The sequence below is a fragment of the Actinotalea caeni genome (genome assembly GCF_009733795.1).
Taxonomy (GTDB): Bacteria; Actinomycetota; Actinomycetes; order Actinomycetales; family Beutenbergiaceae; genus Pseudactinotalea; species Pseudactinotalea caeni.
On the sequence record NZ_WNXX01000002.1, the window covers coordinates 103,461 to 124,600 of the forward strand.

21 protein-coding genes are annotated in these 21,140 nt (G+C 75.0%); 12 read left to right on the forward strand and 9 right to left on the reverse strand.

Annotation, left to right across the window (positions count from 1 at the left end; all coding sequences use genetic code 11):
* The first annotated feature begins 34 nt into the window (after window positions 1-34).
* A complete protein-coding gene (tsaB, locus tag GPA02_RS02355; RefSeq protein ID WP_156198246.1) occupies window positions 35-721 on the forward strand; it encodes a tRNA (adenosine(37)-N6)-threonylcarbamoyltransferase complex dimerization subunit type 1 TsaB in 687 nt (228 codons plus the stop codon).
* Window positions 718-1,194, forward strand: coding sequence for a ribosomal protein S18-alanine N-acetyltransferase (rimI, locus tag GPA02_RS02360; RefSeq protein ID WP_156198247.1), 477 nt, complete (start codon window positions 718-720; stop codon window positions 1,192-1,194). Before tsaB ends, rimI begins: the two co-directional genes overlap by 4 nt.
* Window positions 1,195-1,198: 4 nt before the next feature.
* On the opposite strand, the gene GPA02_RS02365 is transcribed toward rimI, so the two are convergent.
* Window positions 1,199-2,146 carry a permease prefix domain 1-containing protein gene (locus GPA02_RS02365; protein ID WP_156198248.1) on the reverse strand — a complete coding sequence of 316 codons (948 nt, stop codon included), beginning with the start codon at window positions 2,144-2,146 and terminating at the stop codon, window positions 1,199-1,201.
* 50 nt (window positions 2,147-2,196) lie between these two features.
* On the reverse strand, window positions 2,197-2,550 hold the full coding sequence (locus GPA02_RS02370; RefSeq protein ID WP_156198249.1) for a PadR family transcriptional regulator: 354 nt from the start codon (window positions 2,548-2,550) through the stop codon (window positions 2,197-2,199).
* A gap of 246 nt (window positions 2,551-2,796) precedes the next feature.
* On the opposite strand from GPA02_RS02370, the gene GPA02_RS02375 reads away from it, so the two are divergent.
* A complete protein-coding gene (locus GPA02_RS02375) occupies window positions 2,797-5,835 on the forward strand; it encodes an alpha-mannosidase (protein ID WP_156198250.1) in 3,039 nt (1,012 codons plus the stop codon).
* 194 nt (window positions 5,836-6,029) lie between these two features.
* The gene (srmL, locus tag GPA02_RS02380; RefSeq protein ID WP_156198251.1) at window positions 6,030-7,193 is read left to right on the forward strand and encodes a PheS-related mystery ligase SrmL; all 1,164 of its coding nucleotides are present in this window, start codon (window positions 6,030-6,032) and stop codon (window positions 7,191-7,193) included.
* A 19-nt stretch (window positions 7,194-7,212) separates the two neighbouring features.
* Here the strand turns inward: srmL and GPA02_RS02385 are convergent, their stop codons facing one another.
* Window positions 7,213-8,025, reverse strand: a complete 813-nt coding sequence (locus tag GPA02_RS02385) for an SH3 domain-containing protein (protein ID WP_156198252.1) — start codon at window positions 8,023-8,025, stop codon at window positions 7,213-7,215.
* Window positions 8,026-8,161: 136 nt separating this feature from the next.
* On the opposite strand from GPA02_RS02385, the gene GPA02_RS02390 reads away from it, so the two are divergent.
* The 3 genes from GPA02_RS02390 to GPA02_RS02400 are packed head-to-tail and all read left to right on the forward strand — an operon-like array spanning window position 8,162 to window position 11,822.
* A complete protein-coding gene (locus GPA02_RS02390; protein ID WP_156198253.1) occupies window positions 8,162-9,028 on the forward strand; it encodes a sulfurtransferase in 867 nt (288 codons plus the stop codon).
* Between the two features lie 47 nt (window positions 9,029-9,075).
* Window positions 9,076-10,161, forward strand: a complete 1,086-nt coding sequence (tsaD, locus tag GPA02_RS02395; protein WP_156198254.1) for a tRNA (adenosine(37)-N6)-threonylcarbamoyltransferase complex transferase subunit TsaD — start codon at window positions 9,076-9,078, stop codon at window positions 10,159-10,161.
* A complete protein-coding gene (locus GPA02_RS02400; protein ID WP_156198255.1) occupies window positions 10,158-11,822 on the forward strand; it encodes a glycoside hydrolase family 3 N-terminal domain-containing protein in 1,665 nt (554 codons plus the stop codon). Before tsaD ends, GPA02_RS02400 begins: the two co-directional genes overlap by 4 nt.
* Before the next feature lie 33 nt (window positions 11,823-11,855).
* Here the strand turns inward: GPA02_RS02400 and GPA02_RS02405 are convergent, their stop codons facing one another.
* The 3 genes from GPA02_RS02405 to GPA02_RS02415 all read right to left on the reverse strand — a co-directional run bounded on the left by GPA02_RS02405 (window position 11,856) and on the right by GPA02_RS02415 (window position 13,313).
* Window positions 11,856-12,365 carry an HAAS signaling domain-containing protein gene (locus tag GPA02_RS02405; protein WP_156198256.1) on the reverse strand — a complete coding sequence of 170 codons (510 nt, stop codon included), beginning with the start codon at window positions 12,363-12,365 and terminating at the stop codon, window positions 11,856-11,858.
* A complete protein-coding gene (locus tag GPA02_RS02410) occupies window positions 12,362-12,703 on the reverse strand; it encodes a PadR family transcriptional regulator (RefSeq protein WP_156198257.1) in 342 nt (113 codons plus the stop codon). The genes GPA02_RS02405 and GPA02_RS02410 overlap by 4 nt, the downstream gene beginning before the upstream one ends.
* An 85-nt stretch (window positions 12,704-12,788) precedes the next feature.
* Window positions 12,789-13,313, reverse strand: a complete 525-nt coding sequence (locus GPA02_RS02415; RefSeq protein WP_156198258.1) for an rRNA adenine N-6-methyltransferase family protein — start codon at window positions 13,311-13,313, stop codon at window positions 12,789-12,791.
* 204 nt (window positions 13,314-13,517) lie between these two features.
* Here GPA02_RS02415 and GPA02_RS02420 point away from each other — a divergent pair, with 204 nt between their 5' ends.
* The 5 genes from GPA02_RS02420 to GPA02_RS18975 all read left to right on the forward strand — a co-directional run bounded on the left by GPA02_RS02420 (window position 13,518) and on the right by GPA02_RS18975 (window position 18,027).
* On the forward strand, window positions 13,518-14,372 hold the full coding sequence (locus GPA02_RS02420) for a hypothetical protein (protein ID WP_156198259.1): 855 nt from the start codon (window positions 13,518-13,520) through the stop codon (window positions 14,370-14,372).
* A 77-nt stretch (window positions 14,373-14,449) separates the two neighbouring features.
* Entirely contained in the window at window positions 14,450-15,382 is a 933-nt protein-coding gene (locus tag GPA02_RS02425; RefSeq protein WP_156198260.1) for an ABC transporter ATP-binding protein, read from the forward strand.
* Window positions 15,379-16,134: an ABC transporter permease gene (locus GPA02_RS02430; protein ID WP_156198261.1), complete on the forward strand. Its 756-nt coding sequence runs from the start codon at window positions 15,379-15,381 to the stop codon at window positions 16,132-16,134. The genes GPA02_RS02425 and GPA02_RS02430 overlap by 4 nt, the downstream gene beginning before the upstream one ends.
* Window positions 16,135-16,156: 22 nt before the next feature.
* On the forward strand, window positions 16,157-17,407 hold the full coding sequence (locus GPA02_RS18970) for a sensor histidine kinase (protein WP_156198262.1): 1,251 nt from the start codon (window positions 16,157-16,159) through the stop codon (window positions 17,405-17,407).
* Window positions 17,404-18,027: a response regulator gene (locus GPA02_RS18975; protein WP_156198263.1), complete on the forward strand. Its 624-nt coding sequence runs from the start codon at window positions 17,404-17,406 to the stop codon at window positions 18,025-18,027. The genes GPA02_RS18970 and GPA02_RS18975 overlap by 4 nt, the downstream gene beginning before the upstream one ends.
* A 10-nt stretch (window positions 18,028-18,037) precedes the next feature.
* Here the strand turns inward: GPA02_RS18975 and GPA02_RS02445 are convergent, their stop codons facing one another.
* Genes GPA02_RS02445 through GPA02_RS02455 form a run of 3 tightly spaced genes read right to left on the reverse strand, consistent with a single transcriptional unit; the run spans window position 18,038 to window position 21,008 of the window.
* Window positions 18,038-19,186: a glutamate--cysteine ligase gene (locus tag GPA02_RS02445; RefSeq protein WP_156198264.1), complete on the reverse strand. Its 1,149-nt coding sequence runs from the start codon at window positions 19,184-19,186 to the stop codon at window positions 18,038-18,040.
* A 10-nt stretch (window positions 19,187-19,196) separates the two neighbouring features.
* The gene (locus GPA02_RS02450; protein WP_156198265.1) at window positions 19,197-19,787 is read right to left on the reverse strand and encodes a pyridoxamine 5'-phosphate oxidase family protein; all 591 of its coding nucleotides are present in this window, start codon (window positions 19,785-19,787) and stop codon (window positions 19,197-19,199) included.
* 27 nt (window positions 19,788-19,814) lie between these two features.
* Entirely contained in the window at window positions 19,815-21,008 is a 1,194-nt protein-coding gene (locus GPA02_RS02455; RefSeq protein WP_162457680.1) for a class I SAM-dependent methyltransferase, read from the reverse strand.
* Between the last annotated feature and the right edge of the window lie 132 nt (window positions 21,009-21,140).

Sequence of the window (21,140 nt, forward strand, 5' to 3'; positions counted from 1 at the left end):
GGGGGTGCCCGCGCGGGCTCCTAGAGTGGTCCCCATGCGCTGGCTGGCGATCGACACCTCGGGCGGTTCCACCGTGGGCGTCGTCGAGGTGCCCGACGGCGCGGCGGCCGTCGAGCTGTCGCGCGCGGTCAGCCCCGACCCCCGCGGGCACGTCGAGGCGCTGGCCCCGATGATCAAGGCGTGCCTGGAGGAGGCGGGGATCGAGGCGCGCCACCTGGAGGGGATCGTCGTCGGCACCGGGCCGGCGCCGTTCACCGGACTGCGGGTGGGGATCTCGACCGCGGCCGCGCTCGGCCGCGCGGTCGGGTGCGAGGTGCGCGGCGTGAGCTCGCTCGACGCGATCGCCTGGCACAGCTCCGCGCAGGTGGTCGTCACGACCGACGCCCGCCGCCGCGAGGTCTACTGGGCCGCCTACGCCGAGGGCCTCGGGCCCGCCGACCCGGGGTGGCGGCTGCACGGGCCCGAGGTCGGACCGCCGTCCGGCGTGCTGGAGTGGGTCGCGGCGCACCGCGGCGACGTCATCGGGCCGGCGCTGGCGGTCCACCCCGAGCTGGCGGAGGCCGAGGTCGCCGACCCCGAGGCGGAGTCGGCCGTGACGCCGGTCGCGCTCGTCGAGGTCGCCGAGGCCTTCCTGCGCGTCGGCGCGCCCACGCCGCTGACGCCGCTGTACCTGCGCCGTCCCGACGTCCACGTCGCGGGCGCCCGCAAGCGCGCGACGTGACCGAGCAGGCGACCGCGGCGGGCGAGCCGCTGCTGCGGCCGCTGCGGCAGGACGACCTCGACCGGGTGCTGCAGCTGGAGCTGGAGCTGTTCGGGTCCGGGGCGTGGACCCACGGCATGTTCGTCGAGGAGCTGCGGGCGCCGCACCGGTGCTACCTGGCGGTCGAGGTCGACGGCGAGCTGGTGGGCTACGCGGGCGCCAACCTCGGCGAGGAGAGCCACGTCATGACGATCGGGGTGGCGCCGCACGCACGGCGGCGCGGGTACGCGAGCCGGCTGCTCAGCGCGCTCATGACGGAGGCCCGCCGCCACGGCGCGACCTCGATGGTGCTCGAGGTGCGCGCCGACGACGACGGGCCTCAGCAGCTGTACCGGAGGTTCGGCTTCGAGCCGATCGGGATCCGGCGCAACTACTACCAGCTGGAGGGCGTGGACGCCCTGGTGATGCGTGCGGAGCTGGCGCCGCTCGGGTGAGCCGTCAGGCGCGGCCGGCGTTCTCGCCGCGCAGCGTGCGGACCACGCCTGCGATCGATTCCCAGACCGTCACGATGACGACGCCGGCCGCGACGATCATCGTCCCGGTGCCGGTCCAGTCCTCCCAGCCCTGCATCTGGACGAAGGCGGGGTTGAGGAGCCGGTCCTGCAGCAGCACCGGGAGCACGACGACCGCGAACGCGACCGAGAGGGCGACGTTGGTCAGCGCGGTGGGCCACGTCCAGCCGGCGCGGTAGACCCAGAACGCGTGCACGGCCTCCAGCACCAGCAGGCCCACGACCAGCCACAGCTCCGGCACCCACAGGGCGGGGTCGAGGATCGGGACCCGGGCGCCGTCGACCAGGAACGGCGAGCCGAGGTGCTGCCAGGCGAGCAGCGCGCCGAAGATCACCAGGCAGACGATCGAGGCGATCAGGTCGGCACGGCCGCGACCGCCGCCGCTCGGCAGCTGCGGCAGCAGGTCCGGCGTCCACGCGTCGGCGGAGTCGGGGGCGACACGCTCGACGACCGCGAACACGAGCGTCACCCAGAACGCCACGTGGATGGCGACGGCGATCGCGTTGCCGAACCCGCCGACGATCACCTGGCCGACCGTCTCACCGGCGGAGACCGCCACGAGGACGTTGATGGCGAGGACGATCGGGGCGGTCACGCTGACCGCGATGACGAGGATCCGCAGCCACATGTAGAAGAACCGCGGACCGATGAGGTGCAGCGGGCGCTGCCGGTACTCGGCGGTGACGCGGAGCGGGTCGCCGAGGTCGGTGAGGGCCTGCCGCTCGGCGCTCTCGCGGTCGAGCCCACCGGCCTCCAGCGCGGAGATCGTGTCCTCGATGCGCTCGCGCAGCTCGAGCTGCAGCTCCTTGCGCTCGTCCTCGGACTGGACGAGCCGGGTGGCGGCGTAGACGTAGCGGTCGGTGAGCGTGCTCATGCGGGTGTCCTTGCGGTCGGTCGGACGGGACGGCGAGGGGGCGGGGGAGGTCATGGCATCTCCGCGGTCAGGTGGCGCAGGCTGGCGTCCAGCCGCCGCCAGTCGGTCATGAGGGCCTCGGCGAGCTCGGCGCCGGCCGGGCTGGTTCGGTAGAACTTCCGCGGCCGGGCCTCGTCGGTGTTCCACTCGCTGACGAGCAGGCCCTGCTTCTCGAGGCGCCGCAGCAGCGGGTAGAGGGTGTTCGCGTCGACGGCGATGCCGTGCCCGGTCAGCTGCTCGAGCAGCGCGTAGCCGTAGCCGGGCTCGCGCAGCACCGCCAGCGCCGCCAGCACGACGGTGCCCCGGCGCAGCTCCTGGAGGTGCGCGGCGAGGAGGCCGTCGTCGGGGGTGGGTTCGGTGGTCATGGCGGACACGATAGTGTGCGTCACACAGTAATGCAAGAGACACATCGATGTGACCCGGCAGCGCCCACGAGATCGAGGTTCTGCGTCGAGATCGAGGCGATGAATCCTCGATCTCGACGCAGAACCTCGATCTCGCGGGGGGTGGGGTGCCGCTGGGTGCCCCTGGGTGCCGGCGGCCGCCGGCCGGGTGGGCGCGGGCCGCGAGGTCTGCAAGCATGGGACCCGACCCCGAGCACTGGAGCCCGAATGCACCGTCATGAGCCGATCGACGTCGAGCGTGTGCGCCGCCACCTGGCGGAGCGCATCGCGCCCGCGGCGACCACCGTCGTGCTGCCGCTGGAGGTGGAGGTCTGGGAACCCGTCGCGGCGTCCGGCGTCGTCGGGCAGGCCGAGCCGGTCCCGGTGGCGGAGGCGCTCGCGGCGACGTACCAGCCGTTCGATCTCGGCGCCTCGTGGGGCCCGCCGTGGGGCACGACCTGGTTCCACCTGACCGGCACGGTGCCCGAGGCGGAGCGCACCGGTGACCTCGAGGCCGTCGTCGAGCTGGGCTGGTCCGACGGCTGGCCGGGCTTCCAGTGCGAGGGCACCGTGTACCGGCGCGACGGCTCGATCGTCAAGGGGATCCACCCGCGCAACACCTGGATCCCGGTCGAGCTGGACGGCGACGGCCGCTTCGAGGTCTACCTCGAGGCCGCCTCCAACCCGGTCCTCAACAGCTTCTCCGCGACCGAGCGCGGCGACGTCCTCACCAGCGACGCCGAGCGGCAGTACAAGCTCTGGCGGGCCGACGTCGTGCGCGTCCACCACGAGGTGCGCGAGCTCGTCGCCGACGTCACGGCGCTCGAGGGTCTCGCGGAGGTGCTGCCCGCGGACTCGCACCGGCGCGCGGAGCTGCGCGTCGCGCTCGACCGCGCCATGGACGCCCTCGACCTGCAGGACGTGCCGGGCACCGCCGTCGCGGCCCGCGAGCGGCTCCGCGAGGTGCTCGCCCGGCCCGCCGAGGGCAGCGCGCACCGCGCCGTCGCGACCGGCCACGCCCACATCGACTCCGCCTGGCTGTGGCCGGTCCGCGAGACCCGCCGCAAGGTCGCGCGGACGATCGCGAACGTGCTGCGCCTCGTCGACGACGGCGAGCCGGTCGTGTTCGCGTTCCCGGCCGCGCAGCACTCGGCCTGGCTCGAGGAGGACCACCCGGACCTGTTCGCGCGGCTGCAGGCCGCCGTCGCCTCCGGGCACGTGGTGCCGGTCGGCGGCATGTGGGTGGAGTCCGACGCCAACCTGCCCGGCGGCGAGGCGATGGTGCGCCAGCTCGTCGAGGGCGCGGCATACTTCGAGCGCGCCTACGGGCACCGGTGCGAGGAGGTCTGGCTGCCGGACTCCTTCGGCTACTCCGCCGGGCTGCCGCAGCTCGCGAGGCTGGCGGGCGCGCGCTGGTTCCTCACCCAGAAGATCTCGTGGAACCAGGTCGACGACTTCCCGCACCACAGCTTCCACTGGGAGGGCATCGACGGCACCCGGATCTTCACGCACTTCCCGCCGGTCGACACCTACAACTCCGACCTCTCGGCGCGCGAGCTCCACCACGCCGCGACCAACTTCCGCGACAAGGGCGTGGCCGGCACCTCGCTCGTGCCCTTCGGGTACGGCGACGGCGGCGGCGGCCCCACGCGCGAGATGCTCGCGCAGGCGCGCCGCACCGCCGACCTCGAGGGCTCGCCGCGCGTGACGGTCGCGCCCCCGCGCGACTACTTCGAGGCCGCCGAGGCCGAGTACGCGGAGCCGCCGGTCTGGGTGGGCGAGCTGTACCTGGAGATGCACCGGGCGACCTACACGACGCAGGCGCGCATCAAGCGGGCCAACCGCGAGAGCGAGCACCTGCTGCGGGAGGCCGAGCTGTGGGCCGCCACCGCCGCGGTCCGCGCCGGGCACCCGTACCCCGCCGAGGAGCTGCAGCAGCTGTGGCGCACCGTGCTGCTCGGGCAGTTCCACGACATCCTGCCGGGCAGCTCGATCTCGTGGGTGTACCGCGACATGCTCGCCGAGCACGCCCGCGTGCAGGAGCGGCTGCGCGCGATCGTCGCCGAGAGCCAGCAGCTGCTGGCGGGCGACGGCGACCAGCCGATCACCTTCAACGCGGGACCGCTCGCGCGGCGCGGCGTGCCGGCGCTGGGCGGTGCGGTCGCCGAGCAGGCGGGCGCCGCCGTCCAGGTCGCCGAGACGGGCGACGGCGTCGTGCTCGAGCACGACGCGCTGCGGGTCGTCGTCGACCGCGACGGCCTGGTGACGAGCATCTGGGACAAGGAGGCCGGGCGCGAGGTCGTGCCGCCGGGGCAGCGCGGCAACCTGCTGCAGCTGCACCAGGACTTCCCGAACCAGTACGACGCCTGGGACGTCGACCCCTTCTACCGCAACAGCGTCGTCGACATCACGGCGGCGGACCGGGTCGAGACGTCGTCGGACGCTACGTCGGCGACCGTCGCGGTGCACCGCACCCTCGAGGGCAAGCCGGTCGTGCAGACGCTCACGCTGCGCGCCGACGCGCCCGGTCTGCACGTCGGGGTCGAGGTCGAGTGGGCCGCGCGCGACCGGTTCCTCAAGCTCGCGTTCCCGGTCGACGTGCACACCGACCACGCCCGCTTCGAGGTGCAGATGGGGCACCTCACCCGGCCGACGCACACCAACACGAGCTGGGACTTCTACCGCTTCGAGGTGTGGGCGCACCGCTGGTTGCACGTCGCCGAGCCGGGGTACGGCGTCGCGCTCGCGAACGAGGCGACCTACGGCTACGACCTCACCCGGCACCCGCGCGAGGGCGGCGGCACGTTCCACCTCGTGCGCGCCTCGCTGCTGCGCGGCCCCGGCTACCCCGACCCGCGCACCGACCACGGCAGCCACCGCTTCGGGTTCGTGCTGCTGCCCGGCGCCGGCGTCGAGGACGCCGTCGCGGCCGGGTACGCGACCAACCTGCCGCTGCGGCAGGTCACGGGTGCCCCGGTCGACCCGCTGGTCACGCTCGACGGCGGCGCGCTCGTCGAGGCCGTCAAGCTCGCGCACGACGGCAGCGGCGACGTCGTCGTCCGGCTCTACGAGCCGTACGGGCGGCGCTCGACGGCGCAGCTCACCGCCTCCTTCGACCTCGCCGGTGCGGTCGAGACCGACCTGCACGAGCGGCCGTTGGGCGAGGACACGGTCGTGGCGCCGTCGGCGGTCACCGGCGTCGAGGGCAGCACGGTCGGGCTGCGGCTGCGGCCGTTCCAGGTCGTGACGCTGCGGCTGACCCGCTGAGGTCGCGCGCCCGCCGGGACCGCACCTGTCGGTCCCGGCGGGCGCTCGCTACCCTGGTGGCGTGCAGGGTCGACGTTTTGCGTGCCCCCGGCCGAGAGGCCGCGGGGCTCTCGTCGTGCGTCCGTGACGCCCGGGCTCCGCAGGCGCGGCCGGGGGAGGTGCTCCTTCCGTCCCGCCCACCTGGAGACCCACGCATGCCGCTCACCGACCGCTCGACCCGCTCGACCCATCCCGTCCCGGCCCACACCTCCGACCACCTGACGCCGGAGCAGCTCGCCCGCGCGCTCGCGGTGCGCGACCTCACCGATCCCGCGCAGGGCCCGCACGCGCTGCAGATGCTCCTCGACGCCGTCGTCGCCGCCCTGCGACGGCGGTGGGGCTGCACCGTCCGCGTGCTGCGCCGGCCACCGCTGGTGGCGGTGCGCGAGAACTACGACCGCCTCGGCTACGACCCGAGCGACGTCACGCGCGCCCGCCGTTACACCCGCTACGTCAGCCCCACGGTCATGCTCCGCAGCCACACCAGCGCCGAGCTGCCGACCGCGCTGGAGGAGTACGCGGGCCGCGACGACGTCGACGAGCTGCTCGTCGTCCCCGGCCTCGTCTACCGGCGCGACGTCGTCGACCGCACGCACGTGGGCGAGCCGCACCAGGTGGACCTGTGGCGCGTGCGCACCGGCGCGGCCACCACCGACGCCGACCTGCGCGAGATGGTCGGCGTGCTCGTCGATGCCGTGCTGCCCGGCGCCCGCTGGACCGTGACCGAGGTCGAGCACCCGTACACGGTCGGCGGGCTGCAGGTCGACGTGCTCCACGACGGCCGGTGGCTCGAGCTCGCCGAGTGCGGCCGCACCCACCCCGACGTGCTGCGGGGCTCGGGCCTGGACCCGCAGCGCTGGTCCGGCCTCGCGCTCGGCATGGGCCTGGAACGGGCGCTGATGCTGCGCAAGGGCATCCCCGACATCCGGTACCTGCGGGCACGGGACCCGCGGGTGGCGGCCCAGATGCTCACGCTCGAGCCGTGGCGGCACGTGTCCCCGCTGCCCGCGACCCGGCGCGACCTGTCGGTCGTCGTCGCCGCCGAGGAGGACGCCGAGACGCTGGGCGACCGGGTGCGCTCGGCGCTCGCCGACGACGCGGACACCGTCGAGTCCGTCGAGGTGCTGGCCCGTACCCCGCACGAGGAGCTGCCGGAGCGCGTGCGGCAGCGGCTCGGCACCGCGCCCGGCCAGGCGAACGTGCTGCTGCGGGTGGTGCTGCGACCGGTCGACCGCACGCTCACCTCGGAGCAGGCCAACGCGATCCGCAACGCGATCTACCGCGCGGTGCACGAGGGGCCGGTCATGGAGCTCGTCTGAGCCCGCCCGGCGCCGGCGGCTACACGCAGTCGCCGGTGCCGGAGACCCCGCGCGCGCACAGCTGTGTGGCGGTGACGCGGGTGACCGTGAAGCCGTCGTCGTCCCGCGCGGCGACGACGAACAGCCGCGCGCCGACGACCGAGTCGTCGGTCGCCGGCACGTCGACGCGCACCTGCAGGTCGTCGTCGATCACGACCGGGCCGAACACGACGACCTCGTCGTCGCCGCTGCCCGGCTGCCACCGCTCGACGACGAGGTCGACGAGGTCGCCCGGCCGGTCCGCCGACGGCGGCGGGTCGAAGTGGTCGGTGACGTCGCGGCTCGCGCCCGGCTCGGCGACGTAGCGGGCGAACACCCACCCGACGTCCTCGCCCGCGCGCACCTGGTACCAGAGCCCGGCGCCGCCGGTGTCCCGGTTGCGGCCTGTCGCCACGAGACGGGTGTCCGGCGTGAGGCGGGCGACGGAGGCGAACTCGATGCCGGGGCCGATGCGCAGGTTGAGGACCTCCTGCGCGGGCACCCCGGTGATGACGAGGCTCGTCCCGACCTCCGGGAAGCCCTCGACCGGCTCGCCGGGCATCTCGGCCTCCGACGGCGGCGTCGGCGACGCGGGCTCCTCGGGCTCGGTCTCGGTCTCGGCCGGCTCGGGCTCGCTCGACCCGCTCGGCCCGTCGAGCCCGGTCGGCCCGGTCGGCTCGGTCGGGCTCGGGGTGGTGGACGCCGTCGTCGTCGGCTCGGGGCTCGGGTCGGTGACGTAGTCGCACGCCGTCAGGGCCGTCAGGGCCGCCGCGGCCAGCAGCGCCACCGCCACGGGCCACCGGCTGCGCTGCATGGCGTCAACCTACGGCGCCACCCGGCCTTGCGAGGCGACCGCCGGCGGCGAGCCGCTCGCGGGCGAGACGGCCCGCGGCGCCGCGACCCCTCGGCCTACCATGGGCGGTCGGAGATCGCCTGTCGGGAGGGATCGCATGACGGAGGAGAGCCTGCGGCGCGCCGTGCTCGTGGAGGCCGAGGAGCTGCGGACGCTGCTCGCCACCGACACGCGTCTGGTGCTGCTCGACGTGCGGTGGTCGCTGGCCGACCCCGACGGCCACCGCGCCTACAGCCTCGGCCACCTGCCCGGTGCGCTGTTCGTCGACCTCGAGCGCGACCTGTCGGCGTCCCCCAGCCCCGAGGCCGGGCGGCACCCGCTGCCCGACATCGAGCAGCTGCAGGCCGCGGCACGCCGCTGGGGCATCGACGACGGCGACCCGGTGGTCGTCTACGACGACTCGGGCGGCACCTCGGCGGCGCGTGCCTGGTGGTTGCTGCGCTGGGGCGGTGTCGCCGACGTGCGGATCCTCGACGGCGGTCTGCAGGCGTGGCTGGCCGCGGGCGGCATCCTCGAGGACGGCGACGTCCAGGTCGCGCCGGGCGACGTCGTGCTGAGCCCGGGGCACATGCCGGTGACCGACGCCGACGGCGTCGCGGACCTCCCCGGTCACGGCGTGCTCCTCGACGCGCGCGCCGAGGAGCGCTACCGCGGCGACGAGGAGCCGATCGACCGCCGAGCGGGCCACGTGCCGGGCGCCGTCAACGTCCCGACCGTGCGCAACCTGCGCGAGGACAGCAGGTTCAAGTCCGAGACCGAGCTCGCGCAGCAGTACGCCGACGCAGGCGTCGACGCGCGCACCGACGTCGCGGTCTACTGCGGCTCGGGCGTGACCGCGGCGCACGAGATCGCCGCGCTGGAGACGATCGGCGTGCACGCCGCGCTCTACCCGGGCTCCTGGTCGCAGTGGTCCGCCGACGACGACCGCCCGGTCGCGACCGGCATCGAGCGCCCGACCTCCTGACCGTCGCCGCGCGGCCGACCCGCCACCGGGCGGCGTAGGGTGCTGGGGTGTCCTCCTCGGAGTCCAGCGCCCCCCTCGTCCTGGGGATCGAGAGCACCTGCGACGAGACCGGTGTCGCCCTGGTCCGCGGGCTCGACCTGCTCGCCGACGTCACCGCGTCCTCGATGGACGACCACGCCCGCTTCGGCGGCATCGTCCCCGAGGTCGCCTCGCGCGCGCACCTGGAGGCGTTCGGGCCCACGCTCGACGCCGCGCTCGCGCAGGCCGAGGTCGAGCTGTCCGACGTCGACGCGGTCGCCGTCGCCGCCGGTCCCGGCCTGAGCGGCTCGCTGGCGGTCGGCGTCGCCGCCGCGAAGGCGCTCGCGCTCGGTCTCGACGTCCCGTTCTACGGCGTCAACCACGTCATCGGCCACGTCGCCGTCGACTCGCTGGTGCACGGGCCGTTCCCCGAGTCCTTCCTCGGGCTGGTCGTCTCCGGCGGGCACTCGTCGCTGCTGCACGTGCGCGACATCGCCACCGACGTCACCGAGCTCGGTCAGACCTTCGACGACGCCGCCGGTGAGGCGTTCGACAAGGTCGGCCGGCTGCTCGGGCTGCCGTACCCGGGCGGCCCGCACGTCGACCGCGCGGCGACCGGCGGCGACCCGGCGGCGTTCGCGTTCCCGCGTGGGCTCTCCCGCGCCAAGGACCTGCAGCGACACCCCTACGACTTCTCGTTCTCCGGGCTCAAGACGGCCGTCGCACGCGTCGTCGAGGGCTTCGAGGACCGCGGCGAGGAGGTCCCGGTGGCCGACGTCGCCGCCTCGTTCTCCGAGGCGGTGGCCGACGTGCTGGTCACCAAGACCCTGCGCGCGTGCGAGATCCACGGCGTCGGCACCGTGGTCGTCGGTGGCGGGTTCTCCGCGAACTCGCGGCTGCGGTCGCTCGCCGCGGAGCGGTTCGAGGCGGCAGGCGTCGAGCTGCGGATCCCGCCGATCCGCTACTGCACCGACAACGGGGCGATGATCGCGGCGCTCGGCTCGGCCGTCGTGGCCGCCGGGGCGACGCCGTCGCCCTACGACATCACGATCGACTCCCAGATGCCGCTCACCCAGGTCGTCATGGGCGAGGTGACGGTGGCGGAGGTCGCGTGAGGCGGCGCACCGGCCTCGCCGCGCTCGGGGTGGCGGCCGTGCTCGCCCTGGTCGGGTGCACGGCGCCCGACGGCGGGGGCGACCCGACCTCCGCACCCGAGCCGACGACGCCGGAGCCCACCTCGGCGAGCCCGTCGCCCACCGAGGAGCCGCGGCTGGCCTGGGGGCCGACCGAGGCCGATCTCGAGGCGGCGATCGCCGACGCCGCCGCGCTGAGCGACGCCGAGGCCGCCGGGCAGGTGCTGATCGCGCGCTACGGCGGCACCGACCCCGCCGCCGCGGGCGAGCTGGTGGAGTCCCTCGGGCTCGCCGGCGTGATCCTGTTCGCGGAGAACGTCGGCTCGCTCGAGCAGGTCCAGGCCACCGGGGCAGCGGTCCAGGAGGCGGTGGCGGTCAGCCGTGACTGGCCCGGCATCGTCTCGGTGGACAACGAGGGCGGGCTCGTGCAGCGGCTCTCCGGCGCCTCGGGCCCCTGGACCACGTTCCCGCCGTTCCAGGCCGCGGGCGCGGCCTCCGACGACCCCCAGGCGGTCTCCGGTGCGTACGAGGCGATGGGGCGCGAGCTGCTCGGCAGCGGCGTGACGATGACCTTCGCGCCCGTCGCCGACGTCACGGTCGGCCCCGCGGACGTGACGATCGGCGACCGGTCGGCCGGCTCCGACCCCGACCGTGTGGCGGGCACGGTCGTCGCCGCGCTCGAGGGGTTCGCCGCGGGCGGCGTGCTCACGAGCCTCAAGCACTTCCCGGGCCACGGCAGCCTCGCCGTCGACTCCCACGAGGGGTTGCCGGTGCTCGACCGCCCGACGGCGGACCTCGAGGAGACCGACCTCGTGCCGTTCGCGGCCGGCGTCGAGGCGGGTGCGCCGACCGTCATGGTCGGCCACATCGCGGTGACCGACTGGGACCCGGGCGTGCCGGCGTCGTTGTCGCCCGCGGCCTACGACTACCTGCGCTCGGAGCTGGGTTTCACGGGCGTGGCGGTGACCGACGGGCTCGACATGGGCGCCCTGACGGCGACGCGCGGGCCCGGCGAGATCGCCGCCGAGGCGATCGCGGCCGGGGCGGACCTGCTGCTGAGCCCCACCGACGTGACCGCGGCGCGCGACGGGATCCTCGACGCGCTCGAGGACGGCTCGCTCGACCGGGACCGGCTCACCGAGGCCGCCGGGCGGGTGATCGCGCTCGCGCGCTGGCAGGCCGAGCTCGCCGAACGGGCGGGCGGCGCCTCGACCGCGGACGTCGGGGCGGCCGGGCCCGCGCTGGAGGCGCTCGCCGCGGCCGCGGTCACGGTCGTGGCGGGGGAGTGCGACGGCGCGCTGGCCGGGCCGCGCATCCACGTGCGCGGCGGCACCGAGGAGACCTGGGACGCGTTCGTCGCCGCCGCCGAGGAGGCAGGCCTCGACGTCGTGCCGCTCGAGCAGCCGGCGGACACCGAGGTCCGGCTGCTGGTGCAGGGGTCCGAGGCGTCCGCGCCCGCGGACGTCGCGATCGCGCTCGACGCGCCCACCCTGCTCGCCGGCTCCCCGGCGCCGGCGCTGCTCGCCGGCTACGGCCGCACGCCGGAGATCATGACCGCGCTCGCCCGGGTGCTCGCGGGCGAGGCGAGCGCGCCGGGTCGGCTCCCGGTCGCCGTCGGCGACCTGCCCGACTCCGCCTGCTGACGGCGCTCACGGGCGGCCGGCGGGTGACGGCCGTCACCCGCCGCTGCGGCCGCCGGTGACGAGCCGCCAGGAGGCGGAGGCGAGCAGGAAGCCGAGCACGGTTGCGATCGAGAGGGCCCACGACCAGCCCGAGACCTCCCACCCGAGGCCGTTCTCCGAGGCCTCGGTGACCACGCGCAGCCCGAGGAAGCCGCCGGTCGCGGTGCCGCCGCCGGTGGCGAGCAGCGTGTCGGCCATGCCGGCCGCGTAGGCCATCAGCGCGAGCAGCGCGACGGCCAGCACCGCGCCGGCGCCGAGCACCCCGAGCGACCACGACGGGCGGCGCCGCGGCTCGGTGTCCAGGTAGGACCGGGCGAGGGCGCGCGGCTTGCCCAGGTCCTCGATCGCCCGCGCCATGCCGACGTCCTGCGCGGCGTCGGCGAGGTTGGTGCGCAGCTCGCGCAGCACCTCGCGCCGCCGCCGCCCGGGCATCGGGTCGAGCCAGAGCTCGACGTCCTGGAGGTAGCGCCAGCGGCGGATCCGGTCTGCGAGCGGGAGCGTCATCGGTCGTCCTCTCGTCGGGTGGCGACCGCGCCCACGACGGCGCCGAGCTCGTCCCACGCGGCCAGCGCGCTCGCGTAGTAGGCCTCGCCCGCGGGCGTCGGTCGGTAGTACTTGCGTGCAGGCCCCGACGGCGACGGCACGAGCCGCGAGGTCAGGCGCCCCTCGCGCTCGAGCCGTGTGAGCGTGGGGTAGACGGTGCCGGGCGCGATGCCGTCCAGGCCCGCGGTCCGCAACCGGGTCACCAGCTCGTAGCCGTAGGACTCGGCCGCCCCCAGCAGGCCGATGACGAGCATCGGCAGCACGCCCTTGAGCAGCTGGGGGTCTCTGGCGTCGGACACACGGGCACGTTATGCCGAGTAGTAGGCGATGTCAACTAGTAGATGACGCCAAGGACAGCGTGAACGACCCCGGCCGCGCACCCGGTCACCGGATCTCCAGCACCGCGGCGTCCACCCGCGGCGGCGGTCGGAACGCGGACCGCGGCACCCGCATCCCCAGCGCGACCCGCCGCCCCCGACGGCGCCGGCCCGGCCGCTCCACCCAGCCGCGCGCGGCGCCGCGCTGCAGCAGCAGGTCGGCGCTCAGCAGGTGGTCGCTGGTCAGCACGGCGCGCACGAGGCCCGACGTCATGGCGAAGGGCGGGTTCGCGACGACGCGGAACGGTCGCGACGGCAGCCGCAGGTCCGTGAGGTCGATCTCGAGCACGCGCACGTCGGCCTCGGCGAAGCGCTCCCGCAGCCGCGCCGCGCGCCCGCGGTGCAGCTCGACCGCGAGCACGCGCGCGCCGCGCTCGACGAGCGGAGCGGTCAGCGCGCCGTCACCGGCACCCAGGTCGAGCACGAGGTCGCCGGGGCGGACGGGCGTGGCGTCCACGACCCGTCGGGCCCAGTCAGGCCGGAGCGGGTGCCAGCCCCAGCCGCGTCGCGACCCGGACCGCTGCCCGGACACGACGCACCATCACGGTGAGGATCGCCATGCGTGCGACGGTAGGCGGGCACCCCGCGCGGACGCACCCGAATATCGACGGCATCCGCGTGCCGCCGGTGCCGGGAGGGCGCGAGGTGCCGACCACCGGCCGCGGCCCCGTAGGCTTGCGGGGCCGAGCGGGCGAGGAGAACGCGCCCGTGGGTGGATCGTGCTCGAAGGAGACCAGTGAACGCCTCGGAACGTCGCGCCGGCTATATCGACGACCTCGGACGGCTGCTGCAGGAGATGACGCCCGTCGAGCGGATCGGCGTGGTCGATCGCGTGCGCGAGCGCATCGACAAGGCCGTCGCCCGGCTGGGCCACGACCCCAGCGACGCCGAGATGGCGGGCATCCTCGCCGGCATCGGCGACGTCGAGGACGTCGCGGCCGAGGCACTCGCCGCGCGCACCGACGCTGGCGCGGTGAGCGCACCCGCCCCCGCGAGCACGTCCGCCCCGGCGAGCACGCCGACCTCGCACGACAGCGCGCCCGCCGCGTCGGCCACCTCCGCGGCGTCCTCGACGTCGCCCTCGCCGTCCTCGCCGTCCTCGACCTCCTCGACGTCCTCGACGCCGGCGACCTCGACCGCCGCGCCCGCCGGCGGCCCGCGCTACGACCTGTCCTCGATCCCGGCGATGGAGTGGCCGGAGGACGCAGCGCCGCGGCCCGGCCTGACCAAGCGCTGGGTGATGGTGGTCGTGCTGCCGCTCATCGGCCTCGGCGCGTTCTTCGCGCTGTTCCTGCTCCCGGTGCTGGCGCTCATCGTGGGCGTCGCGGTGCTGTGGATGTCGCCGCTGTGGACCCGGCAGGAGCGCGTGGTCGGCACCGTCGTGCCCGCGGTCGGTCTCGGCGCGTTCCTGCCGCTGCTGGCCATCGGTTCGGGCGCGGAAGGCTCGCCGATGATGCTGCTGCTCGCGCTCGTGCTGGCGGTGGCCGGCGTGGGCGCGCTGGTGTGGCTCGCGATCCGCGGCTCGCGCGCCGCGCGTCGCGTCGACGAGGAGATGGCCGCGGCCGCCGCGCAGACCGCCTCCCGCCGCTGACGTATCCACCGATCGGTTGATGCCGCGGCCGCCGGCCGCGCGATGTGCCGACGGCGCGGGCTGCCGATGCTGGAGGCATGACAGACGCCCCCAGCGCGCCCGCCGTCCTCGTCGAGGGCCTGCGCAAGACCTACGGCGCCACCGTGGCGGTCGACGACGTCAGCCTCGCCGTCGAGCACGGCGAGGTGCTCGGGATCCTCGGCCCCAACGGCGCAGGCAAGACCACGACCGTCGAGTCGATCGCCGGTCTGCGCACCGGCGACGCCGGTCGCATCCGGGTGCACGGGCTCGACCCCTGGACGCAGCGCGACGCCCTCGTGCGCGTGCTCGGCGTGCAGCTGCAGTCGAGCGCGCTGCAGCCGAAGATCACCGTCCGCGAGGCGCTCGAGCTGTGGACCGCCTTCTACGACGACCCGGTGCCCTGGGGCGACCTCACCGACGCCCTCGGGCTCACCGAGCACCTCGACAGGCGCTTCCTCGACCTCAGCGGCGGGCAGCAGCAGCGGCTCTCCATCGCGCTCGCGCTCGTCGGCAGGCCCCGCGTCGCGATCCTCGACGAGCTCAGCACCGGCCTCGACCCGCGCGCCCGCCGCGACGTGTGGCGACTCGTGCGCGACCTCCGCGACCGCGGCGTCACCGTGCTCCTCGTGACGCACTCGATGGAGGAGGCCCAGGAGCTCTGCGACCGCATCGCGATCATCGACGCCGGGCGCGTGCGCGCCCTCGGCACCCCGGACGAGCTCGTGCGGACCAGCACGGCCGCGACGATCGTCTCGTTCGAGGTGCCGGGGCGCGCCGACCTCGACGTGCTCCGCGGGCTCGACGGCGTCACGACCGTCCGTGTCGACGACCGCCGCGTCGTCGTCGAGGGCGCCGAGGACGTCGTGCTGGCCGTGCTGGCCGCGCTCGACGCCCAGCGGGTCGTCCCGCAGCGCCTGCGCGTCGCGGCCGGGTCCCTGGACACCGCCTACCTCGACCTCACCACGACCCTCACGGAGGAGACGGCATGAGCACCCTCGTCAGCCCTGGCACCGTCGCGGTGCTCCGCACCGAGGCCCGCCTGTTCGGCCGTGAGGTCGGGTCGCTGTTCTGGATCGTCGCGTTCCCGGTGGTGCTGCTGTGCGTCATGGGGTTCATCCCCGGCTACCGCGAGCCCGACCCCGAGCTCGGCGGTCTGCGGGTGGTCGACCTCTATGTGCCGGTCACGGTGCTGCTCTCGATGATCATGGCGGCGATCCTGGCGATGCCGCCCGTGGTGTTCGCCTACCGCGAGGCAGGCGTGCTGCGGCGGCTGCGGACGACGCCCGTGCGGCCGCTCACGCTGCTCGCCGCGCAGGTGGGGCTGCACGGCGCCGCGGTCGCTGCCTCGACCGTGCTGCTCCTGCTGGTCGGCAGCCTGGCCTTCGGCACCCCGGTGCCGGCGTCGCCCGGGTGGTACCTGCTGGCCTACGTGCTGGCCCTGGTCGTCTCGTTCGGGCTCGGCGCGATCGTCACCGCGATCGCACCCAACGCCCGGATCGGCATGGCGGTGGGCATGGTGCTGTTCTTCCCCTCGATGTTCACCGCCGGGGTGTGGTTCCCCGTCCAGGCGATGGGCGGGCTGCTGCAGCGGGTTGTCGAGCTCACCCCGCTCGGCGCGGCGTCGCAGGCGTTGCACCAGGCGATGGCGGGCCAGGCGCCGGACCTGCAGCACCTCGGCGTGATGGCGCTGTGGACGGTCGTCTGCTTCGGCATCGCCTCCCGCACCTTCCGGTGGGAGTGAGAGCCTGGAAGGCTACGGACCCGTGGACCTGACGTCGCGTACCGAGCAGTGGGAGAGGTGGCTGACCTACGTCCCCTTCGCCGCGCTCGCCGTCGCGACCGTGATCGCGCTCGTCAGCGGGCCGGCGACCGGTGCGACGAGCCCGCCGTCACGGCTCGCCGCCCAGCTCGCGCTGGTGGCCGCGTCGGCCGGCTGGCTGTGGTGGTGCTCGCTCCGCCAGCCCGAGCGCCGTGACGACGTCCGGTGGCTGCGGCTGGCCTACGTGGTGCGGACCGCGCTGGCGCTGGCGCTGACGCTGCTGAACCCGCTGTTCTGCATCTACGCCTGGGTCGGCTACAACGACGCCCACGAGACGTTCCGTCGCACGGGGCGGTGGGTCGCGATCGGCGTGACCGCGCTCATCATGGCGATCGGCCAGAGCGGGGGCCTGCCGCTGGAGTGGTCGGGGTGGACCGTGCTCTTCGGTGCGCTGTTCGTCGTCAACCTCGGGCTTGGTGGTGTCTTCAGCCACTACGGCCACTCGATCTGGGAGTCGAACCAGCAGCGCGCGGCGGTCATCGCCGAGCTCGAGGAGGTCAACGCCGACCTCGAGCGCACGATGGCGGAGAACGCGCGGCTGCACTCGACCGTCGTCGCGCAGGCCCGCGAGGCGGGCGTCCAGCAGGAGCGGCAGCGGCTCGCGCAGGAGATCCACGACACGATCGCGCAGTCGCTCGCGGGGGTGCTCGCCCAGCTGCAGGCCGCCGACGGCGAGCGGGACCTCGAGGCGGTACGACGCCGGGTCGCGCGTGCGTCGTCGCTCGCCCGCGAGGCGCTGGGGGAGGCGCGGCGCTCGGTCATGGACCTCGCGCCCGAGCCCCTGAGCGTCGGCACCCTGGCCGACGCCGTGACCGACCTCGTGCGGTCGTGGGGGCAGGAGCGCGGCGTGCGTGCGGACGTGGTGGTCGCGGGCGAGCCGCGGCCGCTGCACCGCGAGGTCGAGGCCACCGTGCTGCGGATCGCCCAGGAGGCGCTGGCGAACGTCGCCAAGCACGCCGGGGCCACCCGGGTCGGGGTCACGCTGACCTACGACGACGACGAGGTCGTGCTCGACGTCCGCGACGACGGCCGCGGCTTCGACGACGCGGCGCCGCGGCCCGCCACCTCGTTCGGGCTGCGCGGGATGCGTCAGCGGGCCGACCGGCTGGCGGGCGAGCTGGCGATCGAGACCGAGCCCGGCGGCGGCACGGCCGTGTCGGTGCGGCTCCCGGCGCTGGAGAGGACCGCCGCGTGATCCGGATCGTCGTCGTCGACGACCACCCCGTCGTGCGCGACGGCGTCGCCGCCACGCTCGCCGCCGCGGACGACCTCGAGGTGGTCGGGCAGGCCGCCAGCGGGCCCGAGGCGGTCGCCCTGGTCGAGCGGCGGCGTCCCGACGTCGTCGTCATGGACCTGCGGATGCCGGGCGGCGACGGCGTCGAGGCGGTGCGCGAGCTGCAGCGACGCGGCGCGACCACCCGGGTGCTGGTGCTCACGACCTACGACACCGACTCCGACACGGTCGCCGCGATCGAGGCCGGCGCGACGGGCTACCTGCTCAAGGACGCACCCGCCGCGACGCTCGTGGCGGCGGTCCGCTCGACGGCGGCGGGCGAGGCCGTGCTGTCGCCCGCCGTGGCGACCCGGCTCGCCTCGCACGTGCGCAGCCCGGCCACCAGTACCGCGCTCACCGCGCGCGAGCGCGAGGTGCTGGCGCTCGTCGCGCAGGGCACGCCCAACCGGGCGATCGCGCGCGAGCTGTTCGTCAGCGAGGCGACCGTCAAGACGCACCTCGTGCACATCTACGCCAAGCTCGGCGTCGCCGACCGGGCCGCGGCGGTCGCGACCGCCTACCGGCAGGGGATCCTCGACTGACGCCGGGACGTCAGGCCGGCGGCAGCGGCCGCCCGGCCCGGAGCTCGGCGACCAGGTGCGCGACCACGTGGTCGAGCCCGCACTCGTGGAGCGCGGCGACCGCGCGCTGGCGCTGGTAGGAGGCGCCGGTCGCGGCGACCTCGAGCACGCTCTCGAGCTCGCTCGCGCAGCCGAGGTCGGCAGCGACCGGTCGGAGCTGCTCGACCAGGCGTGCCAGGGAGTCGGTGACGAGCTCCTCGTGGCCGTCCTCGTCGAGGATGACGATCGCGTCCATGCCGTAGCGCGCCGCGCGCCACTTGTTCTCCGCGAGGAACCACGGCGGGATCGCGGGCAGCCGCTCACCGGCGTCGAGGCGCCGCGAGAACCACTCGACCAGGCACTGCGCGAGCGCGGCCAGCGCTGCGAGCTCGGTGCGGTTCGTGACGCCGTCGAAGACACGCAGCTCGATCGTGCCGAACGTGGGGGAGGGCCGGATGTCCCACCGGATCTCGTCGAACGCGTCGATGACCCCCGTGCGCAGCATGTCGTCGACGTAGCGCTCCAGCCGCGGCCAGTCGGTGATCTCGGTGTAGGGCAGCCCGGCGGTGGGCAGCTGCTGGAACAGCAGGGCGCGGTTGGACGCGTAGGAGGTGTCGCGCCCGGCCCAGTAGGGCGAGGAGCACGACAGCGCGAGCAGGTGCGGGTAGAACGTCAGCAGCGCACCCAGGATCGGCAGCACCTTGTCGCGGTCCTCGACACCGACGTGCACGTGCACGCCGTAGATGAGCATCTGCCGACCCCACCACTGGGTGCGGTCGATCAGCGTCGCGTACCGGGCCTTGTTCGTGACCTTCTGGTTCGACCAGTGCCCGAACGGGTGGGTGCCGGCGCACATCAGCTCCACCCGCAGCGGGTCGGTGACCTCGCGCACGAGCGCGACGCTGCGGTCGAGGTCGGCCATCGCCTCCGGCACCGTGCGGCACACGCCGGTGACGAGCTCGACGGTGTTGAGCAGCAGCTCCTGGCGGATCGTGGGGTGCTGCGAGCCGTCGGCGGGGGCGACCGCGTCGAGCACGGTCTGCGCCACCTGCCGCAGGTCCCCGGTGTCGGTGTCGACGAGCGCGAGCTCCCACTCCACGCCGAGGGTCGAGCGCTCCGAGCGCGCGAAGTCGAGGGTCACGGGGACATCCTCACGCGCGCGGCGCCGCTGCGTCCCCGCCTTGCGTGGTCTCTCGCTCCTCGAACGCCGGCAGGCCGTCGATGCTCACGGCGTTCCTCTCCGCGCGGTAGGCGCGCACGCCGTCGGGCCCGCGCCGCTCCATCGTCGGGATCAGCATGTCGCGCTCGCGCGGCTCGTCCATCAGCGGCAGGCCGTAGCCGCAGGAGTCGGAGACCCGCTCGACGTCGACGACGACGACCGCGCGCGCCGCGATGGTCTCGGGAAAGGGCGGCCGCCAGGTCGCGAACTCGTGGTCGTCCACGCCGACGACGCGACCGCGTCCGTGCAGCCTGCGGATCTTCGGCTGGCGGGAGAACGAGCAGAACATCACCGTGATCCGCCCGTTCTCCCGCAGATGGGCGATCGTCTCCGCGCCGCTCGCGGTGATGTCCAGGTAGGCCACCGTGCGCTCGTCGACGACCGCGAACGTGCCCCCGATGCCCTTGGGGGAGACGTTGACGTGCCCGTCGGGGCTCAGCGGCGCGGTCGCCACGAAGAACACAGGCATCGCCTCGATGAACGCCCGCAGCCGGGGTGTGATCGCGTCGTAGAGCTGCCCCATCGCCCCAGCCTGGGACGCCCGGGCGGTTCAGCCCGCGAGGGGCTCCACGACGAGGACGCTCTGCTTGCCCGCGAGCCGGGTCAGCACGATCGTCGCCTCGGCCGAGCCCTTGAGGTGCAGCTGCTGGCGCAGCTGGTCCGGGACGACGGCGGTGCCGCGCTTCTTGATCGTGAGCCGCCCGACGTCGCGCGTGCGCAGGTAGGCGCGCAGGCGCTTGAGCCCGAAGTCGAAGGAGTCGAGCACCCGGTAGCCGGTGGCGAAGGGGGTGCTGCGCTCCGCCGTCGTGGTCACGTACGCGATCGACGGGTCGACGAGCGTGCCGTCGAGCTCCTCGGCGACGCGGGCGACCAGCCCGGCGCGGATCACCGCGCCGTCCGGCTCGTACAGGTAGCCCTTGAGCGGCCCGCTCGGGGCTCGCGCGGCGGCGGCGTCGGCGTCGCCGGCGACGCTCAGCACGTCGGCGCGGTCGCCGCGCATCACCAGCGCGCTGCGCCCGGAGCCCTCGGGTGCGAGCGGACCGAACCACAGACCGGCCTCCACGACCGCGCCGTCGACGCTGACCCACTGCGCGTGGGTCTCGCTCGGCAGCGCCCGGTACGGGATGCCGGGGCCGACCTTGAGCCCGAGCGCGGGGACGGTCTCGCGCAGCGCGAGCAGCGTGTCGAGGTCGGGGGAGTAGGCCCGCGGGTCGAACACCCGGGTGCCCGCCCGGGTGCGGCGCGCGGGGTCGGCGAAGACGGCGTCGACGCCCTCGGCGACCAGGTCCACCTCGAGCGCGTCGCCGTGCCGGACGGTGGCGTCGAAGGCGCGCAGGTTCACCGCCGCGACCGCCGCGGTCACCTCGTCCTTCTCGACGCCGAGCACGCGCAGCCCGAGCCCGGCCATCGCCATCGCGTCGCTGCCGATGCCGCAGCCGAGGTCGGCGACGAGCCGTGCGCCGGCGGAGGCGTAGCGCTGCGCGTGCCGCGCCGCGACCGGCAGCCGCGTCGCCTGCTCCAGCCCCTCGGGGGTGAACAGCATCTCGTCGGCGAACGCCCCGAACTTGGCGCGCGCGCGGGTGCGCAAGCGGCTCTGCGTCATCACCGCGGCCACGAGGTCGGGGTCGACGCCGCGCTCGCGCAGCCCGGTCGCGAGCTGCAGCGAGGCGTCCTCGTCGTAGGGCGGCATCCGCGACAGCAGGGTCCAGCCCTCGGGGGTCAGCAGCCGCTCGACGGCGCTCATGTCCACGGACGTCGATCCTGCCAGGCCGCGTGCCCGGTGACGTCCAGCGCCGGCCGGCGCAGGGCATGCGTTACGAGTGGGTAACACTGCTGCGGGCCGGCCTCGCGGCGACAGGCTGGGTGTTAGGTTTCG